This is a genomic window from Neisseria chenwenguii (assembly GCF_002216145.1).
In the GTDB taxonomy this organism is placed as follows: Bacteria; Pseudomonadota; Gammaproteobacteria; order Burkholderiales; family Neisseriaceae; genus Neisseria; species Neisseria chenwenguii.
This window is the reverse complement of sequence record NZ_CP022278.1, coordinates 923,529-944,088: the sequence shown is the minus strand read 5'-3', so window position 1 is coordinate 944,088 and position 20,560 is coordinate 923,529. Positions and strand designations below refer to the sequence as shown.

20 protein-coding genes are annotated in these 20,560 nt (G+C 54.1%); 13 read left to right on the top strand and 7 right to left on the bottom strand.

The window, feature by feature from the left end; genetic code table 11:
- Positions 1 to 107 precede the first annotated feature (107 nt).
- Positions 108 to 917, bottom strand: coding sequence for a GNAT family N-acetyltransferase (locus tag BG910_RS04625; protein WP_089035832.1), 810 nt, complete (start codon positions 915 to 917; stop codon positions 108 to 110).
- Positions 918 to 1,308: 391 nt separating this feature from the next.
- On the opposite strand from BG910_RS04625, the gene pyrB reads away from it, so the two are divergent.
- Positions 1,309 to 2,229 carry an aspartate carbamoyltransferase gene (pyrB, locus tag BG910_RS04620; RefSeq protein ID WP_089035831.1) on the top strand — a complete coding sequence of 307 codons (921 nt, stop codon included), beginning with the start codon at positions 1,309 to 1,311 and terminating at the stop codon, positions 2,227 to 2,229.
- An 8-nt stretch (positions 2,230 to 2,237) separates the two neighbouring features.
- On the top strand, positions 2,238 to 2,696 hold the full coding sequence (gene pyrI, locus BG910_RS04615; protein WP_089035830.1) for an aspartate carbamoyltransferase regulatory subunit: 459 nt from the start codon (positions 2,238 to 2,240) through the stop codon (positions 2,694 to 2,696).
- 244 nt (positions 2,697 to 2,940) lie between these two features.
- On the opposite strand, the gene BG910_RS04610 is transcribed toward pyrI, so the two are convergent.
- On the bottom strand, positions 2,941 to 3,693 hold the full coding sequence (locus BG910_RS04610) for a HesA/MoeB/ThiF family protein (RefSeq protein ID WP_089035829.1): 753 nt from the start codon (positions 3,691 to 3,693) through the stop codon (positions 2,941 to 2,943).
- Here BG910_RS04610 and BG910_RS04605 point away from each other — a divergent pair.
- On the top strand, positions 3,692 to 3,889 hold the full coding sequence (locus BG910_RS04605; protein ID WP_089035828.1) for a hypothetical protein: 198 nt from the start codon (positions 3,692 to 3,694) through the stop codon (positions 3,887 to 3,889). The two genes, BG910_RS04610 and BG910_RS04605, sit on opposite strands and share 2 nt — an antisense overlap.
- Before the next feature lie 228 nt (positions 3,890 to 4,117).
- Here BG910_RS04605 and moaC read toward each other — a convergent pair whose 3' ends face one another.
- A complete protein-coding gene (gene moaC, locus BG910_RS04600; protein ID WP_089035827.1) occupies positions 4,118 to 4,618 on the bottom strand; it encodes a cyclic pyranopterin monophosphate synthase MoaC in 501 nt (166 codons plus the stop codon).
- A 271-nt stretch (positions 4,619 to 4,889) separates the two neighbouring features.
- Between moaC and ppc the strand changes: the two genes are divergently transcribed.
- The 5 genes from ppc to ubiT all read left to right on the top strand — a co-directional run bounded on the left by ppc (position 4,890) and on the right by ubiT (position 11,353).
- On the top strand, positions 4,890 to 7,592 hold the full coding sequence (gene ppc, locus BG910_RS04595) for a phosphoenolpyruvate carboxylase (protein WP_089035826.1): 2,703 nt from the start codon (positions 4,890 to 4,892) through the stop codon (positions 7,590 to 7,592).
- Positions 7,593 to 8,218: 626 nt separating this feature from the next.
- The gene (locus BG910_RS04590) at positions 8,219 to 8,485 is read left to right on the top strand and encodes a hypothetical protein (protein WP_123806067.1); all 267 of its coding nucleotides are present in this window, start codon (positions 8,219 to 8,221) and stop codon (positions 8,483 to 8,485) included.
- 425 nt (positions 8,486 to 8,910) lie between these two features.
- Complete coding sequence (gene ubiU / locus BG910_RS04580; RefSeq protein ID WP_089035823.1) at positions 8,911 to 9,915, top strand: ubiquinone anaerobic biosynthesis protein UbiU; 1,005 nt, start codon at positions 8,911 to 8,913, stop codon at positions 9,913 to 9,915.
- A gap of 111 nt (positions 9,916 to 10,026) precedes the next feature.
- Positions 10,027 to 10,935 carry a U32 family peptidase gene (locus tag BG910_RS04575; protein ID WP_089035822.1) on the top strand — a complete coding sequence of 303 codons (909 nt, stop codon included), beginning with the start codon at positions 10,027 to 10,029 and terminating at the stop codon, positions 10,933 to 10,935.
- Positions 10,922 to 11,353: a ubiquinone anaerobic biosynthesis accessory factor UbiT gene (gene ubiT, locus BG910_RS04570; RefSeq protein ID WP_089035821.1), complete on the top strand. Its 432-nt coding sequence runs from the start codon at positions 10,922 to 10,924 to the stop codon at positions 11,351 to 11,353. Before BG910_RS04575 ends, ubiT begins: the two co-directional genes overlap by 14 nt.
- A 169-nt stretch (positions 11,354 to 11,522) precedes the next feature.
- On the opposite strand, the gene BG910_RS04565 is transcribed toward ubiT, so the two are convergent.
- From BG910_RS04565 to obgE, 4 genes are all read right to left on the bottom strand, one after another.
- Positions 11,523 to 12,563: an LLM class flavin-dependent oxidoreductase gene (locus tag BG910_RS04565; protein ID WP_089035820.1), complete on the bottom strand. Its 1,041-nt coding sequence runs from the start codon at positions 12,561 to 12,563 to the stop codon at positions 11,523 to 11,525.
- A 146-nt stretch (positions 12,564 to 12,709) separates the two neighbouring features.
- Positions 12,710 to 14,116, bottom strand: a complete 1,407-nt coding sequence (cysS, locus tag BG910_RS04560; RefSeq protein WP_089035819.1) for a cysteine--tRNA ligase — start codon at positions 14,114 to 14,116, stop codon at positions 12,710 to 12,712.
- 88 nt (positions 14,117 to 14,204) lie between these two features.
- Positions 14,205 to 14,330 carry a hypothetical protein gene (locus BG910_RS12955; RefSeq protein ID WP_267897810.1) on the bottom strand — a complete coding sequence of 42 codons (126 nt, stop codon included), beginning with the start codon at positions 14,328 to 14,330 and terminating at the stop codon, positions 14,205 to 14,207.
- An 80-nt stretch (positions 14,331 to 14,410) separates the two neighbouring features.
- Positions 14,411 to 15,559 (bottom strand): GTPase ObgE, encoded by a 1,149-nt coding sequence (gene obgE / locus BG910_RS04555; protein WP_089035818.1) that lies wholly within the window; start codon positions 15,557 to 15,559, stop codon positions 14,411 to 14,413.
- A 268-nt stretch (positions 15,560 to 15,827) separates the two neighbouring features.
- On the opposite strand from obgE, the gene rpsL reads away from it, so the two are divergent.
- The 5 genes from rpsL to rpsJ all read left to right on the top strand — a co-directional run bounded on the left by rpsL (position 15,828) and on the right by rpsJ (position 20,516).
- A complete protein-coding gene (gene rpsL / locus BG910_RS04550; protein WP_002218431.1) occupies positions 15,828 to 16,199 on the top strand; it encodes a 30S ribosomal protein S12 in 372 nt (123 codons plus the stop codon).
- A 119-nt stretch (positions 16,200 to 16,318) separates the two neighbouring features.
- Positions 16,319 to 16,789 carry a 30S ribosomal protein S7 gene (gene rpsG, locus BG910_RS04545; protein WP_089035817.1) on the top strand — a complete coding sequence of 157 codons (471 nt, stop codon included), beginning with the start codon at positions 16,319 to 16,321 and terminating at the stop codon, positions 16,787 to 16,789.
- 18 nt (positions 16,790 to 16,807) lie between these two features.
- A complete protein-coding gene (gene fusA / locus BG910_RS04540; protein ID WP_089035816.1) occupies positions 16,808 to 18,913 on the top strand; it encodes an elongation factor G in 2,106 nt (701 codons plus the stop codon).
- A gap of 91 nt (positions 18,914 to 19,004) precedes the next feature.
- The gene (gene tuf / locus BG910_RS04535) at positions 19,005 to 20,189 is read left to right on the top strand and encodes an elongation factor Tu (RefSeq protein WP_089035815.1); all 1,185 of its coding nucleotides are present in this window, start codon (positions 19,005 to 19,007) and stop codon (positions 20,187 to 20,189) included.
- Between the two features lie 15 nt (positions 20,190 to 20,204).
- Positions 20,205 to 20,516, top strand: coding sequence for a 30S ribosomal protein S10 (gene rpsJ, locus BG910_RS04530; protein WP_002642322.1), 312 nt, complete (start codon positions 20,205 to 20,207; stop codon positions 20,514 to 20,516).
- Positions 20,517 to 20,560: the final 44 nt, after the last annotated feature.

The window sequence follows — 20,560 nt, the reverse complement described above, 5'->3', positions numbered from 1 at the left end:
ATGCCGTCTGAAAAATCGGGTGCTGCGGCTTGCGCGGGTTTGTACGGTTATGCCGCTTTGAGGCAGCTAACCGCACCTGCGGCGGTTTTCAGACGGCCTTCAAAACCTTATTCGCTTTTGCAGCGGAAGTGGTAAGACATGATTTCAAAGTTGTTTTTGAAATACAGACGGTGGGCGTCGGCGCGGTCGCCGCTGACATAGACGTCGAGGTGGATTTGTTCAATACCGGCGTCGGCGCCGATGCGTTTGACCGCTTCCAGAAGCTGCGAGGCGTAGCCTTTGCCGCGGCTTTGCGGCATGGTGACGATGTCGTCGATGTGGATGTGGCGGCCGCTGGCGAGGTTGCAGGCTTCGTGGAAGCCGCAGACGGCGACGGCGTTGTGTTTGCCTTCTTCAAAGATGCCGAGCAGGCGGTAGCCGGCGGGGCGTTGTTGGGTGTCGATTTGCTCGACGAAGCGGTTGATGTCGGTTTGGCTGGAACGCAAAACGCTAAGGGCGGCGAAGGCGGTGGCGGTTTCGCCGGCGGGGATTTCGCGCAGTCGGCTGGTGGCGGGCGCAGCTTCGGCGACGGACGGCTGGGTTTCGGCCGGGGCAGTTTCGGGCACGGTTTCGGCGGTTACGCCTTCTTCCATCAGGGTTTTGCAGTCGATGACGCGCAGGTCGTTGTCGGCGGCGAAGTCCATCAGGAAGCGGAACATGGCGGGGTTGGCTTCTTCGAGTTTGCGGTCGACGGCGACGCTGCGGATTTTATTGACCAGAATGGGGTGTGCCCATTCGGAGTAGGCCAGCCGGTTGTCTTTGTCAAACGACGAAAGGATGCCGCAAAGACGTTCTGCCCAGTCGCTCGGGCGGAAGGTTTTGCCCTTGCTGGTGGTGCCGTGGATGATGACTTCGTTGGGATTGCAGACTGGCGGCATGGCTGTTTTCCTGAGAGAAAATGTAGGCGGATTATACCTGAGTCGTTTTGTCGGATTAAGAGTTGCTGTAAAAAAGTTTCGTAAACAGAATGCTTTTGTTGTAATTATTCTAAGAATTCGGAATTTGGCTTATCTGTCGGAGCAGTCTTGATACAGATGCGGCGGAGTCGTGTAAAAAGGCCGTCTGAAAACCATCAAAGCGATTTTCAGACGGCCTCTCGATATGCGATAATTGCATCCGTAAGATTTCCATCGAAAAAGGCAGAATCATGAACCGCGCCGCGCGAAACGCCTGTGTTGCCGCCGCTGCAAGCCGCAGCGGTTCTGCTGTTTTCAAATGTTTTGACCCGCCCGCTTGAGAGCGGGTTTTTTATTGGAGAAAGGAAACGTGATGCCCAATCCGCTTTACCAGCAAGATGTGGTTTCCATCTCGGATTTGACCACCGGACAGCTCGAGCTGCTGCTTCAGACGGCTTTGAAGCTCAAGGCCGGGCCGCGTGACGATTTGCTCAAGGGCAAACTCATCGGCTCGTGTTTTTACGAACCCTCTACGCGCACGCGGCTGTCGTTTGAAACCGCCGTGCAGCGTTTGGGCGGCAAGGTGATCGGTTTTTCAGACGGCGCGAACACCAGCGCGAAAAAAGGCGAAACGCTGGCCGACGCCGCGCGCATCATTTCGGGCTACACCGACGCGATTATCCAGCGCCACCCCAAAGACGGCGCGGCACGCGTGGCGGCGGAGTTCTCTTCTGTACCCGTGTTGAACGCGGGCGACGGCACCAACCAGCATCCTTCGCAAACCCTGCTCGATTTGGTCACGATTTATGAAACGCAGGGCACGTTGAAAAACCTCAAAATCGCCATGTGCGGCGATTTGAAATACGGGCGCACCGTCCACTCGCTCGCCCAAGCGCTCAAACGCTGGGGTTGCGAATTTGCCTTCATTTCCCCGCTCAGCCTCGCTATGCCCGACTACATCACCGAAGAATTGGACGAGGCCGGTTGTGCTTACCAAATCCTGCCCGACTTGGCAAGCGCCGCCGAATGGGCAGACATCCTCTACATGACCCGCGTGCAGCGCGAGCGTTTCGACGAACAGGAATTCGCCAAAATCCAGGGCAAGTTCAACCTCGAAGCCGCCATGCTCGCGCATGCCAAACCCAACCTGCGCGTCCTCCACCCGCTGCCGCGCGTGGACGAAATTCATCCCGACGTCGACGCCACGCCCTACGCCTACTATTTCGAACAGGCCACCAACGGTGTGTACGCCCGCATGGCAATGCTCTCGCTGGTGTTGAACGAAGAAGTGTGAGGAACAATATGGAAAAGAAACAATACAGCGTCGAAGCCATCCAAAACGGCACCGTCATCGACCACATCCCCGCCGGCGCCGGGCTGGCCATTTTGCGTCAATTCAAGCTGCTGCATTACGGCACCGCCGTGACCGTCGGTTTCAACCTGCCGAGCAAAACGCAGGGAAGCAAAGACATCGTGAAAATCTCGGGTGTGACCCTCGACGAAAAAGCCGCCAACCGCCTCGCCCTGTTTGCGCCGGAAGCCACGGTCAACGTGATTGAAAACTTCCAAATCGTCGCCAAACACCAACTGACGCTGCCCGAGGAAATCAGCGAAGTGTTCCGCTGCCCCAACAGCAACTGCGCCAGCCACGGCGAGCCGGTGAAAAGCCGCTTTTATGTGAAAAGCCAAAACGGCCAGACGCGGCTGAAGTGCCATTACTGCGAAAAAACCTTTACGCGCGATTCGGTGGCCGAAGCGTAGGTTTGCGAACGGCAAAAGGCCGTCTGAAAAACCCCAATCGGGTTTTCAGACGGCCTTGTTTCTATATTAAATCAACGCGGTGCGGATGCTTTATTTTCAGAGAATGTTCGGTGCTCCCACCACACATCCCCTTTCCCGGAATAGATTGGCAGAGGGGGCTTGGGCGCGTGTCAATCTGTTCTCTTTGAGTGAGGAGAGAGGGGGAATATTTGGATTGGGAAAACTGTTCGATAAAACAAGCGTTTCAGACGGCCTGATGCGCGCAAACGCGGCAGGCGGGATTTTTTTTGAATTCAAAACGCTGCCAATCGCCCGATAATGCGTTGTAAACACGCAGGATTCCGTGCGCCGCGCCGCCGATGCCGAGCAAAACTTTCAGCGCTTCGGCGGCTTGGGCAGTGCCGATGATGCCGACCAACGGCGAGAATACGCCGAAGAGCGCGCAGGCGCCGTCGCCGGCGGATCCGCCGTCAAACAGGCAGGCGTAGCAGGGCGCGTCAGGCAGGTCGGGGCGGTACACGGCGAGTTGGCCTTCAAAGCGCACGGCGGCGCCCGAAACCAGCGGGGTGCGGGTGGCGACGGCGGCGCGGTTGACGGCTTGGCGGGTGGCGAAGTTGTCGCAGCAGTCCAAAACGATGTCGGCGTGTTCCATCAATCCGGTCAGACGCGCTTCGTCGAGGCGTTCGGCAACGGTTTGGATGTCGACCGCGCCGTTGAGTGTTTTCAGACGGCCTGCCATCGCCTCGGCTTTGTTGCGGCCGAGATCGGCTTCGGCAAACATAATCTGCCGTTGCAGGTTGCTGTCGTCGATGGTGTCGTCGTCGGCGATGATGAGGCTGCCCACGCCTGCTGCGGCGAGATAGGGCAGGGCGGCGTTGCCCAGCCCGCCGCAGCCGACAACGAGCGCGCGGGCGGCGAGGAGTTTCTGCTGGCCTTCGATGCCGATTTCGTCGAGCAGGATGTGGCGGCTGTAACGGAGGAGTTCGTGGTCGTTCATGAGTTTGGTTTTTTCGGGGCCGTCTGAAAAGTTTGCGGACGGCTTGGTGTGGGTGTTTTTTCAGACGGCATGGCCTGCAGGCGCTTCCAAACGGCGTGGCGTACGGTTACGCCGCTTTTTGGCGGCTAACCGTACCTACCGCTTCTTGGAAAAAGTTTTGGGTTTGAGTGGCGTTTGGGCTTCACAAACGCCGTAGGGTGGGTGTGAGCCCACCGTTTGACCGCAGGTCAAATCCCAATGTTGGAAATTCTTCAAACAGCTTTCTTGCCGGTAAGGCAAGCGGTGGGTTGACACCCACCCTACGGCGGGCTGCCGCTTCTGTTCAAATTTTTCAGACGGCCTTCGCGCCCCAACCCAAGCCTAAAAAACAAAAAAGCCTGCGCGATTATAAACCGCGCAGGCTTTGGTGTGTCTGTCGTAGTGCTTAAAAATCAATGTTTTCAAAATCGTCGCTAAACATAAACGTGCCGCTTTTGCCGCCGGTTTTTTCTTCCAGGTGCACTTGGCTGATGACCATGGTTTTGTCCACGGCTTTCATCATGTCGTAAATGGTCAGCAGCGCGATGTTGACGCCTGTGAGCGCTTCCATTTCGACGCCGGTTTGGCCTTCGGTGGTGCAGGTGACGGTGGCTTTGACGCGGGCGAGGTCGGTATCGACGTCGAAATCGACGCGGACGTGGGTGAGCGAAATCGGGTGGCAGAGCGGAATCAGAAAACCAGTCTGCTTTGTGGCCTGAATCGCGGCAACTCGGGCAACGCCCAAGACGTCGCCTTTTTCTGCGGCGTTTGCGGCGAGGATTCTGATAGCTTCCAAACCCATGTTGATGACGCCGCTGGCGCGGGCGATGCGGGTGGTGATGTTTTTACCCGAAATATCGACCATATGGGCTTCGTTGTTTTCGTTTAAGTGGGTTAAGTCAAGCATTTTCGGTTTCCTGAAATGTGCCGTCCGTCGAGGTGCCGTCCGTTGGTTATCAAATTAATACCGTTTATTTTAAGATATTTTAACGGGCAATACTATTACCCGTCGTGTAAACGGAATAAATTGTGTTGCAATTGTAGCGTTTGCGCTGCATTCTAGGCTGTCTGAAAATTGTTTTGCGTGAAATAACATTTGATTACATTGTTTGCAATCGTGGCGGTTTCGGCGGTGCTGCTATACAATGGATTTCGTCTGACTTTGAGAGAGAAAACCCATGGATCTGCATATTCTGAATAATCCGAAAGACGCGGCTCTGGCGGCGGATGCGGAATTTTTGAAACAGTCGCTGTTTAATCTTTTGCATGAGGAAGCCTCGCCTTTGGTGGTGGAGACGGTCAAGCAGTTGTCTTTGGCGGAAGACAGCGGGGCGTTGATCGAGAAGGTTCTGCCGCAGCTCGACGAGCAGCAGACGCATGATCTGACGCTGGCCTGCGGCCTGTTTGCGCAGATTTTGAACATCGCGGAAGACGTCCACCACGAACGCCGCCGCTTGGTGCACGAAGACGCTGGGCACAGCGGTGCGGAGGGCAGTTTGGAAGAAACCGTGCGCAAACTGCGTGCGGGCAAGGTGGATGGGAAAACGCTGCAAAAACAATTAAACGAAACCGGTGTAACCGCCGTTTTGACCGCGCATCCGACCGAAGTGCAGCGGCAGTCGGTGTTGGGTTTCAACCGCCGTATCCGCGCGCTTTTACCGCAGCGCGAACGCTGTACTAACGCCGACGCGCTGGCGGATCTGCGCCGCGAAATCGACACGATTCTTTTGGCGCTTTGGCAGACCAGCGAAACGCGCCATTATAAATTGAGCGTCAACGATGAAATCAACAACGGCGTTTCGATTTTTCCGATGAGTTTTTTCGAGGCGCTGCCCAAACTCTACCGCGGTATGGAACGCGATTTTCAGACGGCCTATCCTGATGTGGAAGTGCCGAATATCCTGAAAATCGGCGGCTGGATCGGCGGCGACCGCGACGGCAATCCGTTTGTTACCGCCGAAACGCTGCGCCATGCGTTTACCCGCCATGCGGATGCGGTGTTCCGCCTGTATCGCGGCGAACTCGACAAGCTCTACCGCGAGCTGCCGCTTTCGACCCGCCGCGTGAAGGTCAACGACGATGTGATGGCGCTTTCGGACGAATCGCCCGACGACGAAATCGCCCGCTTGGAAGAGCCCTACCGTCGCGCGATTGCCTACATTATGGCGCGCGTGATGGGCAAGGCGCGCTCTATCGGCTTGGGTTTGGGCTGCAAATTCGGCTTTTCGATGCCGTATGAAAATGCGCAGGAATTTATCGGCGATTTGAAAAAACTGCAACGCTCGCTGCGCGACAACGGCAGTGTGCTGATGGCGGAAGGCCGTTTGGCCGACATTATCCGCACGGCGTCGGTATGCGGTTTCCACATGATGCCGCTGGATTTGCGCCAACATGCGGAAAAACACGCCGATGTGGTGGCGGAACTCTTTGCCAGCGCGGGTTTGGAAGATTACGCGAAGTTAAACGAAAAAGAAAAACAGGCCGTTTTATTGCGCGAGCTGCAACATTCGCGCCCGCTGTACAGCCCGTTTGTCAAATACAGCGAACACGCCTGCCGCGAGCTGGATATTTTTGCCGAAGCGCGCAAAATCAAAGACGAATTCGGCGAAGATGCCGTTACCCAAAGCATTATTTCCAACTGCGAACAGCCCAGCGACCTGCTCGCGCTGGCACTGCTTTTGAAAGAATGCGGCCTCTTGACGGTGGAAAACGGCAAACCGCAAAGCCGCATCAATATTGTGCCGCTGTTTGAAACCATCGAAGCGCTCGACAACGCCGCGCCCGTGATGGAAACCATGTTCAGTATGGAATGGTACCGCGCGCTTCTGGCCAGCCGAGGCAACATTCAGGAAATCATGCTCGGCTATTCCGATTCCAATAAAGACGGCGGCTACGTCGCCAGCTCGTGGTGTCTCTACCGCGCCGAATTGGGCTTGGTGGCGCTGTTTGAAAAATTCGGCGTCAAAATGCGCCTGTTTCACGGCCGCGGCGGCAGCGTCGGCCGCGGAGGCGGCCCGTCGTACCAAGCCATCCTCGCCCAGCCCGCAGGCAGCGTGGCCGGCCAAATCCGCATTACCGAGCAGGGCGAAGTCATCACCGCCAAATACGCCGACCCGAGCAACGCGCGGCGCAATCTGGAAACCCTCGTCGCCGCCACACTCGAAGCCAGCCTGCTGCCCGAGCGCAAAGATCCCGATGAAAAACTGATGCAGGCGCTGTCCGACGTTTCCTTCAAATACTACCGCGCCCTGATTACCCACGAAGACTTCATCGACTACTTCCTGCAAACCAGTCCGATCCAGGAAATCGCCACGCTCAACCTCGGCAGCCGGCCCGCCAGCCGCAAAACGCTGGCGCGGATTCAGGATTTGCGCGCTATTCCGTGGGTGTTTTCATGGATGCAGAACCGCCTGATGTTGCCTGCTTGGTACGGCTTCGGCAGCGCCGTCGTCGAACTTTGCGCGAAAAAAACCGCCACCATGCAGGCTTTTCAGCAGCACGCCAAAGAAAACCCCTTCTTCCAAACCATGCTTTCCAACATGGAACAAGTGATGGCCAAAACCGACATCATCCTGGCCGAAGACTACGCCGGCTTGAGCGAATCGCCCGAAAAAGCCGCCGCCATCTTCGCCATGATTAAGGAAGAATACCTGAAAAGCCGCAAAGCCCTGCTCGAAATCCTGCAAACCACCGAGCTTCTGAGCGACAACCGCAGCCTCGCCCGTTCGCTCGCCCTGCGGATTCCCTACCTCAACGCGCTCAACGGCCTGCAAGTCGCCATGCTCAAACGCCTGCGCAAAGAGCCGCACAACCCGCACGCGCTTCTGATGGTTCACCTGACCATCAACGGTGTGGCGCAAGGGTTGCGCAATACGGGTTGATAGGTGTTGGATAGGGGCAGAGGCCGTCTGAAAAATATTTTCAGACGGCCTTTTTTATTTTTACAAAGGTATCGGCCTGAATCTCAACAGCATCTAATTGAATCCCAAAATAGCTAAATTGCTAAAGACAGAATTAGGGATTCCTGCTAATGGTATTATTATAAAATCCTCTGCTTAATGCATTTCAAAAAAATTAAAATATATACACTGGAATTTAACTCGAAAGTAGTATAGATTTCTAATCCAATGATTAATTCATATAGCTATTTTTTAGTTTTCATGCTAAAAAACGGTAGTGTCCTGAAAAGTATGCTGGGGAAAATCGTCAAGTGGATAACGCAATCTATGGTACAAATTCAGGCTTGAAAATTAACGGGAAACCTGTACTAAATCATTAATTTTTTACTTATAAATTAAGCAGCATGCTTTTCAGGATGCTACCAAAAAACTAATGTGGCATGGATATTTAGAAAAGCATATACCGATACTGTTATCCAAAGTTTATATTTCTTAACGAAAAACACTTATACAAAAAGCTCTTTCAATTTAAAGGTGTCCAAGGAATAAGAATTTCACACAAGTAGTGAGATTCTTATTTTATGATTATTAACAGGGAGGTTTATATTATGAAAACGTTAAGATTAGATGATTTGGAAAAAGTATCCGGTGGATGGGTAGCCAACGCTGCAGGGGCTATCTTGGGTGGCTATGCCGGTGGATACGGTTATTTGGCCGGCGGAGGCAGAAATCCGGACGACTTTCTTTATTCTGTGGCAGGCGGTGCTGCTGGAAGAGCACTTAGCACTGTAAGAGGCATTGCATCTGGGGCATCTGCAATTGCCAGCGGCGTAGTTGCGGGGGGTGTTAATACTTATCTTTTAAATAGAAATTAACGGATGATGGAAATGTTCAACGCCGTATTGGAAGTTCGGTTGAGTGTGTTGCAGATTATGCTGATTTCGTCAGTATTGCTGGCGACTTATGTTTTTTACCGATTGGTTATGTGCCGTATTGCTAAAAAACCCGTATGGTCGTTTATCGCCCAACTGGGAGCAACAGTAGTCATCAGCTTTTTGTTATTTCAAATTAGGAACATACACAAGTAGTTCCATTAGGCGATAAAAATATCAGGCCGTCTGAAAATTTTCAGACGGCCTTTTTTCGCGGGTTCGGAATCTGTTTTTAAAAGGCTATTGTGTTAATAAAAATTTTCAATATTTTAGGTCAGATTTTGATATGGGTCAGAATATTTTGTGGTTTCGGGGCATAGAATCGCCAAACTTCTACCAAATATTGATTTTTATAACAAGGAACACCAATGGCCATTCCCGAGCTGGTGTGTCCGGCCGGTAACCTCGCTATGCTGAAAACGGCGGTGGATAACGGTGCGGACACGGTTTATATGGGGCTGAAAGATGCGACCAATGCGCGCAATTTCCCCGGGTTGAATTTCGATTTGAAAACGGCTGCCGAGGGCGTGGCTTATGCCCATGCGCGCGGGCGGCAGGTGTTGATGGCGATTAATACGTTTGCGCAGGCCGGTCAGGTAGCGCAGTGGCGCAAAGCCGTCGATACGGCGGCGGATTTGGGGGCGGATGCAGTGATTTTGGCCGATCCCGCGCTGATGGCGTATGCCTGCGAAAAGCATCCGAAACTGCGGCTGCATATGTCGGTACAGGGTTCGGCGACCAATTACGAGGCGATTAACCTGATGAAAGAGCTGTTCGGCGTGCGCCGCGCCGTGCTGCCGCGCGTGCTGACCATCGATCAGGTAAAACACGTTGCGGACAATACCGATGTGGAAATCGAGGTGTTCGGTTTCGGCAGCTTGTGCGTGATGGTGGAGGGGCGCTGCATTCTGTCGAGTTATGCGACGGGCGAATCGCCGAACATGCAAGGTGTGTGTTCACCGGCGAAAGCGGTGCGCTGGGAGCAGCTGCCCGACCGTATGAACGTGCGTCTGAACAATATCCTCATCGACCACTTCAATCCTGACGAGCCGGCGGGCTATCCGACTTTGTGCAAAGGCCGTTTCGAAGTCGAAGACGAAACCTACTACGCGTTGGAAGAGCCGACCAGTCTGAACGTATTGGAAGTGCTGCCCGAACTGCTGAAAATCAGCGTGTCCGCGATTAAGGTGGAGGGACGCCAGCGCAGCCAGATGTACACCGCGCAGGTAACCCGCGCATTGCGGCAGGCGCTGGATGCGGCGGCGGCCGATCCGCAGCATTACCGGGTCAGCCCTGCGTGGAGCGGGGCGTTGGGCAAGGTGTCGGAAGGACACCAATCGACGTTGGGCGCATACAGCCGTCCGTGGAAATAACACCAGGCCGTCTGAAAATGCCGCATTATTTTTCAGAAATGCGTAGGGTGGGTGGTAAACCCGCCGTGTTTCTGCCAAAAGGTTTTTCAGACGGCATCAGGAGATAATCCGATGAAACTGACTTTGGGGCCGGTATTGTTTTTCTGGCAGAAAGAAATGCTGCTGGAGTTTTACGTTCAGATGCTCGATACGCCGCTGGACGTGATTTATTTGGGCGAAACGGTTTGTTCGCGCCGCCAGAAAATGCGCTTTGCCGACTGGTTCGGACTGGCGGAAGATTTGGCGGACAGCGGCAAAGAGATTGTTTTGTCGTCGCAGGTGTTGCTGGAGAGTGAATCTGATCTGAAACGTCTGCGCAAAACCGCCGAACAGGGCAAATTCAGAATCGAGGCCAACGACATGGGCGCAGTCAAACTCGCGCGCCAACACGGCATTCCGTTTGTCGCCGGTGCCACGCTCAATATCTACAACGAAGATACGCTGGCGCTGTTTAAAGATTTGGGCGCATACCGCTGGGTCGTTCCCGCCGAACTGGGGCACGATAAAACCGCCGTCATCTCCGCCCGTTCAGACAGCCTCGAAACCGAAGTGTTCGCTTGGGGCAAAATCCCGCTGGCCTACTCGTCGCGCTGCTTTACCGCCCGCCACTACAATCTGAACAAAGACAGCTGCGAGTTCCGCTGCCTCGACCACGAACACGGTATGGCCATGAATACCCGCGAAGGCCGGCCGTTTCTGACCATTAACGGCATTCAGACCATGTCTTACGACAGCCAGTGTCTGCTGCCGCACCATGCCGAAATGCAGCAGAGCGGTATTGACCTGATGCGCCTGTCGCCGCAGCTGACCGATATGCCGCGCATCATCGGGCTGCACCGCCAAGTGCTGGACGGACAAACCGCCGCCGAAGATGCGTTGGCCGAACTCGAAACCCTTGCCACCGGCACACTTGTGGACGGCTACTGGTACGGCCGCGCCGGCATCGAATCCGTAAAGGAGCACCGTCATGACGCTGCCTGAAATCATCCTGCCCGACTGGTTGGGCAAAATCATCGGCCACCTGCCCGCCTCGCCCCCGCGCCTCGTCTTGGTGACGGCCTTGAACACCATGCTCAGACGCGGCCTGCTGCCTGCCGAAATGGATTATTTCAACGGTAGGAAGTTTGAAATCGACGTATTGGATGCCGGCCTGAAAATCCGTTTCAGCGCCGACACCGAAAAATTCCTCAATCAGGATTTCAGCGGCCAACCCGACCTGCGCCTCGCCGCCAACGGCATTGATTTCATGCGCATGATTGCCCGCGAAGAAGATCCGGACACCCTGTTTTTCAACCGCAAACTGCAAATCGAAGGCGACACCGAACTCGGGCTGGTTACCAAAAACCTGCTCGACGGCGTGGATTGGGCAGCGTTGAAACCGTTTGCGCGCGGCGGGTAAGGCGGTTGGTTTTTTGTTTGTCAGGCCGTCTGAAAATTTTCAGACGGCCTTTTCCCGCGCATAGCCAAATCCTGCTTGGTGTTGCAGGAATGTTTGAACGGGTTTCGACTACGCTCAGCCACCGGTTGTAGTAAAACATGGAAAAACAGTTTTCAGGCGGCCTCATGTCCTACCCCTCAGCCAAAATCCCCGCCAGCAATTCATAAGAACGGTGCTGTTTTTCCTCATCATAGATATAGCTGACCGCCATGATTTCATCAAACTCAAGATGCTGTTGCAGCTGCCCGAGCCGGTGTCGTACGGAAACGGGGCTGCCGATGAAAGACATGGCGGTCATGTCGTCCACCACGGCTTTTTCCTGCTGATACAGCGGGATACCTTTGAAATCCACCGGCCCGAAATGCGGGGCGGTCCGGGCGGTTTGGTGTTGCTGCCAGAGCGTGTTTTCGTCGGGCAGCGGCGGTTGCAGGTCTTGTTGGGCGTTGGTGACGACGTTGAGGAAAAACTGCGTCTGCGTGGTCGCGAGGCGGCGGGCTTCTTCGTCGCTGTCGGCCAAAATCACGTTGGCGCCGACAATCAGATAGGGTTCGGCCAAACTTGCGGATGGCTTGAACAGGCGGCGGTAGATGTCGGCGGCTTCGTGCAGCATACGCGGGGCGAAGTGGGATGCGAAGGCGTAGGGCAGGCCGAGTTCGGCGGCGAGATAGGCGCTTTCGGTGCTGGAACCGAGGATATAGACGGGTACGTCCAAGCCGGCGGCGGGATAGGCGTGTACCAATGCGGTGTCGGCGAAATAGCTGCGCATCTCGGCGATGTCGGCGGGGAAGTCGTGATGAAGGTTGTGGCGGCGCAGGGCGCGGGCGGTGCGCTGGTCGGTGCCGGGCGCGCGGCCGAGGCCGAGTTCGACACGGTTTGGATAGAGCGTGGCGAGCGTGCCGTATTGTTCAGCGACGATGTAGGGGCTGTGGTTGGGCAGCATCACGCCGCCCGAGCCGACTTTGAGCGTGGCGGTGTTGGCCAGCGTGTGCTGGATCAGCAGTTGGGTCGCGGAACTGGCGAGGTTTTTCATGTTGTGGTGTTCGGCAATCCAATAGCGCGCGGCGCCGAGCCGTTCGGCGGTCTGGGCCAGCCGCACCATCGCCGCCATTGCATCGGCGTAACTGCCGCCCGCGCGGCGGGGAACCAGGTTGAGGACGGAAAAACGGGGCATATCGGGACTCCTTTCTGTAACGCTGGTAGAGATGCGTGCTTTGTCGGGAAAATCAAATTTTTGGGGTGGGGAAAATGGCAGAGGCCGTCTGAAAATTTTCAGACGGCCTTCCGTTGGCTTTGAACCGCAAATATTTTTCAGACGGCCTAACCGCGCCGCCAGGTTGTTCCGCCTGCGCCGTCTTCCAGAATGATGTTGGCGGCGGTTAAAACATCGCGGATGCGGTCGGATTCGGCCCAGTTTTTATCGGCACGCGCCTGTTTGCGCGCTTCAATCAGGGCTTCGATTTCTTCGTTGGAGAGGCCGTCTGAAACATTGCCGCCTTGCAGAAATTCTTGCGGCTCGCGTTGCAGCAGGCCGATGATACCGCCCAAGTGTTTCAGGCAGGCGGCCAAATCTGCGTTTCGGGTTTTGTTGACTTCGTTCGCCAGCTCGAACAGCACGGCCACGGCCTGAACGGTGTCGAAATCGTCGTCCATCGCGGCGTTGAAGCGGGCGACGTAATCGTTGTCCAAATCCGCGTTTTCAGACGGCATGGTGTTTTTCAGCGCGGTGTACAGGCGTGTGAGTGCGCCTTTGGCATCGTCGAGGTGCGCGTCGGAATAGTTCAACGGGCTGCGGTAGTGGGCGCGCAGGATGAAGAAGCGCACGATTTCGGCGTCGTACTGTTTCAAAACGTCGCGGATGGTAAAGAAGTTGCCCAGCGATTTGGACATTTTTTCGCCGTCCACGCGGATGAAACCGTTGTGCAGCCAGTATTTCACATGGCTGGCAACGGGTTTGCCCGCATGGTCGTGGCCGCACACGCCGCCGTGCGCGCCGACGCTTTGCGCGATTTCGTTTTCATGATGCGGAAACTGCAAATCCGCACCGCCGCCGTGGATGTCGAACACGTCGCCGAACAGCTCTTCGCCCATCGCCGAACATTCGATGTGCCAACCCGGACGGCCTTTGCCCCACGGGCTTTCCCAAAAATCGGCTTCGTTGGGCTTGGCCGCTTTCCACAGCACAAAATCCAGCGGGTCGCGCTTGAAACCGTCCACTTCCACCCGCTCGCCCGCGCGCAGATCGTCGAGCGACTTGCCGGAAAGCTGGCCGTATTCGGGAAACTCGCGCACGGCGTAGTAAACGTCGCCGTTGTCCGCCGTATACGCCTTGCCGTTGGCAATCAGCCGCTCAATCATGGCGATCATCTGGCCGACGTGTTCGGTGGCCTTCGGTTCGGCATCGGGACGCAGCACGCCCAACGCCGCCGCATCCTCGTGCATGGCCTGAATGAAACGCGCGGTCAGCGCGCCGATGGTCTCGCCGTTTTCAGCGGCACGCGCGATGATTTTGTCGTCGATGTCGGTAATGTTACGCACGTAAGTGAGCGGATAACCGCGCGCGCGCAGCCAGCGGGCAATCATGTCGAATACCACCATCACGCGCGCATGGCCGAGATGGCAGTAGTCGTAAACCGTCATGCCGCAAACGTACATGCGCACGTTTTCGGGATTGATGGGGGAGAAGGGTTCTTTTTGGCGGGTGAGGGTGTTGTAGAGGTTTAGCATGGGTTTTGGTTGTAGATAGGTTTTAAAACTGGATTTGTTTGGCAAAAGGCCGTCTGAAAAAGTTTTGGCTTCGTTTGGAAAACGGTTTTTAGACGGCCTGAGTCAGCCGTGTTACGATAGAATCATGACCCTGTTTCACGGCGTTTTCATGCGTTAAGATGTGGCCTTGTCTGACTGCGGCTTGCAGCGTTTCGCATTCGGTTTTTTCCAACATGGTCTGATTCCTTTTTTAATGCTGTCTGAAAAATTCATGCACAGCGGTGCGTCGTATTTTTCAGACGGCATTTTCGGTTTCTATTCCGCCTGCAATACCGAAGTATCGGTTTTCGGCTGTTCCGCCGCGATTTCCAAAGCGGCTTTTTCGGCGGTGGCTTTTTCAGCTTCGAGGCGTTTTTTCTCGCTCAGGTATTGGTTGATCTGGCGAACCAGATCCTGCGTGCCCTGATGCGCCAGCGCGCTGATTTTAAACAGGCGCGGGGTGGTCATGTCGAATTCGAAACGGTCGTCGGGGACGGGGTGATTCCAGCCGACGGCTTCGAGGAAGGCGGCGGCGCGCACTTCGGCTTCTTCTTCGTCGAGCATATCGAGTTTGTTGAGCACGAGCCAGCGCGGTTTTTCGTAGAGTTCAGGGTCAAATTTGCGCAGTTCTTCAACGATGGCGAGTGCTTCGGCGGCGGGGTCGGTGTTTTCGTCAAACGGGGCTAAATCGACGACGTGCAGCAAGAGGCCGGTGCGCTGTAAATGTTTGAGGAAGCGGTGTCCCAAGCCGGCGCCTTCGGCTGCGCCTTCGATCAGGCCGGGGATGTCGGCCATGACGAAGCTGTGGTTTTCGTCGAGGCGCACCACGCCCAAATTCGGATGCATGGTGGTAAACGGGTAGTCGGCGATTTTCGGACGGGCGGCGGATACGGCGGTAATCAGTGTGGATTTTCCGGCGTTGGGCATGCCCAAAAGGCCGACGTCGGCCAAGACTTTGAGTTCCAATTGCAGGGAACGCGCTTCACCTTCTTCGCCGGGAGTGGACTGCTTGGGCGCGCGGTTGACCGAGGATTTGAAATGGATGTTGCCCAAACCTCCTTTGCCGCCTTTGGCAAGGCAGACGCGCTGGCCGTGGTAGGTGAGGTCGGCGACGATTTCGTCGGTGGCGGTGTCGCGGATGAGGGTGCCTACGGGCATGTGCAGGGTGATGTCGTCCGCGCCTGCGCCGTAGCGGTCGGAGCCATGGCCTTTTTCGCCGTTTTTGGCCTGATAGCGTTTGACGAAACGGTATTCGACCAGGGTATTTAAGTTTTCGTCGGCTACCGCCCAAACGCTGCCGCCTTTGCCGCCGTCACCACCGTCAGGACCGCCGCGAGGCACGAATTTTTCACGGTGGAAACTGGCTGCGCCGTTGCCGCCTTTGCCGGCTACGACTTCGATTTTTGCTTCGTCAATAAATTTCATGGTGTTCTCAATAGTGTTTCAGACGGCCTCGGACTGTTGTGAGGCCGTCTGAAAAATGATCGGTACGGGCGTGCCATTATAAAGGATAAGCGGCTGTTTGTCGGTAATATTCTGTTATGCAACGGGTTTGCCGGACGGTTTCGGACGGCCTTGGAAATCTTTGCGGAACAGATGTTTCCGCGCTTGACTAAGCCCTTGCTGTAAAACTATAATTCCGCTCTTGTCGGCATGGTGTCGGCAAGTATTTAACTCAACAGGACGAGAAAATATGCCAACTATTAACCAATTGGTACGCAAAGGCCGTCAAAAGCCCGTGTACGTCAACAAAGTGCCTGCACTGGAAGCCTGCCCGCAAAAACGCGGCGTGTGCACCCGTGTATATACGACTACCCCTAAAAAACCGAACTCTGCATTGCGTAAAGTATGTAAAGTCCGTCTGACCAACGGTTTTGAAGTGATTTCATACATCGGTGGTGAAGGCCACAACCTGCAAGAGCACAGCGTCGTACTGATTCGCGGCGGTCGTGTAAAAGACTTGCCGGGTGTGCGTTACCACACTGTCCGCGGTTCTTTGGATACTGCCGGTGTCAAAGACCGTAAGCAAGCCCGTTCCAAATACGGTGCAAAACGTCCTAAATAATATTGGGGCTTTGAAAAGGCACGTCGGCCGCCTGATTTGAAACGGCCGAGTAAGTGAATGTTTTTAAAATGGACATTCATGGGAATTGTCCCGACTGAATAGATTTAAGGAATTTTAAAATGCCAAGACGTAGAGAAGTCCCCAAGCGCGATGTGTTGCCTGATCCGAAATTCGGCAGCGTCGAGCTGACTAAATTCATGAACGTATTGATGATTGACGGTAAAAAATCGGTTGCCGAGCGTATCGTTTACGGCGCACTGGCCCAAATCGAGAAAAAAACCGGCAAAGCTGCAATCGAAGTGTTTAATGAAGCCATTGCTAATGCCAAGCCTGTCGTGGAAGTGAAAAGCCGCCGCGTAGGTGGTGCAAACTACCAAGTTCCTGTTGAAGTTCGTCCTTCACGCCGCTTGGCTTTGGCAATGCGCTGGGTGCGCGATGCTGCCCGCAAACGTGGTGAGAAATCCATGGATCTACGTTTGGCTGGCGAATTGATTGATGCTTCCGAAGGCCGCGGCGGTGCGTTGAAAAAACGTGAGGAAGTACACCGCATGGCTGAAGCCAACAAAGCATTCTCACACTTCCGTTTCTAATTTTGAAAGGCTAATAAAATGGCTCGTAAGACCCCAATCAGCCTGTACCGCAATATCGGTATTTCTGCCCACATCGACGCGGGTAAGACTACAACTACCGAGCGTATTCTGTTCTATACCGGCCTGACCCACAAACTGGGCGAGGTGCATGATGGCGCGGCGACTACCGACTACATGGAACAAGAGCAAGAGCGCGGTATTACCATTACTTCTGCTGCCGTTACTTCCTACTGGAAGGGTATGGCAAACCAGTTCCCCGAGCACCGTTTCAACATCATCGACACCCCGGGACACGTTGACTTTACCGTTGAGGTGGAGCGTTCTATGCGTGTATTGGATGGTGCGGTAATGGTTTACTGTGCGGTGGGCGGTGTTCAGCCTCAGTCTGAAACCGTATGGCGCCAGGCGAACAAATACAAAGTGCCGCGTTTGGCATTTGTAAATAAAATGGACCGTCAGGGTGCAAACTTCTTCCGCGTGGTTGAGCAGATGAAAACCCGTCTGCGTGCCAATCCGGTTCCTATCGTGATTCCGGTGGGTGCTGAAGATGCGTTTGAAGGTGTTGTTGACTTGCTGAAAATGAAAGCCATCATTTGGAATGAAGCCGATAAAGGTACAACCTTTACTTATGGCGATATTCCTGCCGATTTGGTGGAAACTGCGGAAGAGTGGCGTCAATACATGATTGAAGCTGCTGCAGAAGCCAGCGAAGAGCTGATGGATAAATACTTAGGCGGTGAAGACCTGACTGAGGAAGAAATCGTTGGGGCTCTGCGTCAACGCACGCTGTCCGGTGAAATCCAGCCGATGTTGTGCGGCTCTGCATTTAAAAACAAAGGTGTTCAGCGTATGCTTGACGCCGTTGTTGAGCTGCTGCCTGCGCCGACCGATATTCCGCCTGTTCAAGGTGTGAAACCTGATTCTGAAGAAGCAGACAGCCGCCAAGCCAGCGACGAAGCTCCGTTCTCTGCTTTGGCATTCAAAATGTTGAACGACAAATACGTCGGCCAATTGACCTTTATCCGAGTTTACTCCGGTGTGGTTAAATCCGGCGATACCGTTCTGAACTCTGTCAAAGGTACTCGCGAACGTATCGGCCGTTTGGTGCAGATGACTGCTGCCGACCGTACTGAAATCGAAGAAGTTCGTGCGGGCGATATCGCTGCTGCCATCGGTTTGAAAGATGTAACGACCGGTGAAACCCTGTGTGCTGAAAATGCACCGATTATCTTGGAACGCATGGAATTCCCTGAGCCGGTAATTCACGTTGCGGTTGAGCCGAAAACCAAAGCCGACCAAGAGAAAATGGGTATCGCGCTGAACCGTTTGGCGAAAGAAGACCCGTCTTTCCGCGTTCGTACTGATGAAGAATCAGGTCAAACCATTATTTCCGGCATGGGTGAACTGCACTTGGAAATTATTGTTGACCGTATGAAACGTGAATTTGGCGTGGAAGCCAACGTGGGAGCGCCTCAAGTGGCTTACCGCGAAACCATTCGTAAAGAAGTTGAATCTGAAGCGAAACACGTTAAACAATCCGGTGGTAAAGGTCAGTATGGTCACGTTGTGATCAAAATGGAACCGATGGAGCCGGGTGGTGCAGGTTACGAGTTTATCGATGAGATTAAAGGTGGTGTGATTCCGCGCGAATTCATCCCGTCTTGCGACAAAGGTATCCGTGACACACTGCCGAACGGTATCGTTGCTGGTTATCCGGTTGTGGATGTCCGTATCCGCCTGATTTTCGGTTCGTACCACGATGTGGACTCTTCTCAAATTGCATTTGAGTTGGCCGCTTCTATGGCCTTTAAAGAGGGTATGAAAAAAGCCAACCCTGTTCTGCTTGAGCCGATGATGGCTGTTGAAGTAGAAACGCCTGAAGAGTATATGGGTGATGTGATGGGTGATTTGAACCGTCGCCGTGGTATCGTTTTGGGTATGGACGATGACGGTATCGGTGGTAAGAAAGTTCGCGCCGAAGTGCCGTTGGCAGAGATGTTTGGTTACTCAACCGACCTGCGTTCTGCAACCCAAGGCCGTGCGACTTACTCTATGGAGTTCAAGAAATACGCCGAGGCCCCGGCCCATATCGCCGCACAAGTTACTGAAAGCCGTAAAGGCTAAGGTAGTAAAGGCCGTCTGAAATCTGAAATAGTAAAACTTTCAGACGGCCATTGTTCTTTAATCGATCTTTATTTAGCAAAGGAATTAGCTCATGGCTAAGGAAAAATTCGAACGTAGCAAACCGCACGTAAACGTTGGCACCATCGGTCACGTTGACCATGGTAAAACCACGCTGACTGCTGCATTGACTACTATTCTGTCAAAAAAATTCGGTGGTGCGGCTAAAGCCTACGACCAAATTGACAATGCGCCGGAAGAAAAAGCCCGCGGTATTACCATTAATACCTCTCACGTAGAATACGAAACCGAAACCCGCCACTATGCCCACGTGGACTGCCCGGGTCACGCCGACTACGTTAAAAACATGATTACCGGGGCCGCACAAATGGACGGCGCAATTTTGGTTGTGTCTGCTGCCGACGGTCCTATGCCGCAAACCCGTGAACACATCCTGCTGGCCCGCCAAGTAGGTGTTCCTTACATCCTCGTGTTTATGAACAAATGCGACATGGTTGATGATGAAGAGCTGCTGGAGCTGGTTGAGATGGAAATCCGCGACCTGCTGTCAAGCTACGACTTCCCGGGTGATGACTGCCCGATCGTTCAAGGTTCCGCATTGAAAGCTTTGGAAGGTGATGCTGCTTACGAAGAAAAAATCTTCGAACTGGCTGCTGCATTGGACAGCTACATCCCGACTCCGGAGCGCGCTGTTGACAAACCGTTCCTGTTGCCGATTGAAGACGTGTTCTCTATTTCAGGCCGCGGTACTGTAGTAACCGGTCGTGTAGAGCGCGGTATCATTCACGTTGGCGATGAAATCGAAATCGTTGGTCTGAAAGACACTCAAAAAACAACTTGTACCGGTGTGGAGATGTTCCGCAAACTGCTGGACGAAGGTCAGGCAGGTGATAACGTGGGCGTATTGCTGCGCGGTACCAAACGTGAAGAAGTTGAGCGTGGTCAGGTATTGGCTAAACCCGGTACCATCACTCCGCACACTAAATTCAAAGCAGAAGTGTACGTATTGAGCAAAGAAGAGGGTGGTCGTCATACTCCGTTCTTCGCCAACTACCGTCCGCAATTCTACTTCCGTACTACCGACGTTACCGGTGCGGTAACTTTGGAAGAGGGTGTTGAAATGGTAATGCCGGGTGAAAACGTAGCCATTACTGTTGAACTGATTGCCCCGATTGCAATGGAAGAAGGCCTGCGCTTTGCGATTCGCGAAGGTGGCCGTACAGTAGGTGCCGGTGTTGTATCTTCTGTTATCGCTTAAAAAGGATATAGATAAATGGCAAACCAAAAAATCCGTATCCGCTTGAAAGCGTATGATTACAGCTTGATTGACCGTTCTGCACAGGAAATTGTTGAAACTGCGAAACGTACCGGCGCTGTAGTAAAAGGCCCGATTCCATTGCCGACCAAAATCGAGCGTTTCAATATCCTGCGTTCTCCGCACGTGAACAAAACCTCGCGTGAACAGTTGGAAATCCGTACCCACTTGCGCCTGATGGATATCGTGGATTGGACCGACAAGACAACGGATGCGCTAATGAAGCTCGACCTGCCGGCAGGTGTAGATGTAGAAATTAAAGTGCAGTAATTGATATTGAAAAACCGAGTGCATAGCACTCGGTTTTTCAATAT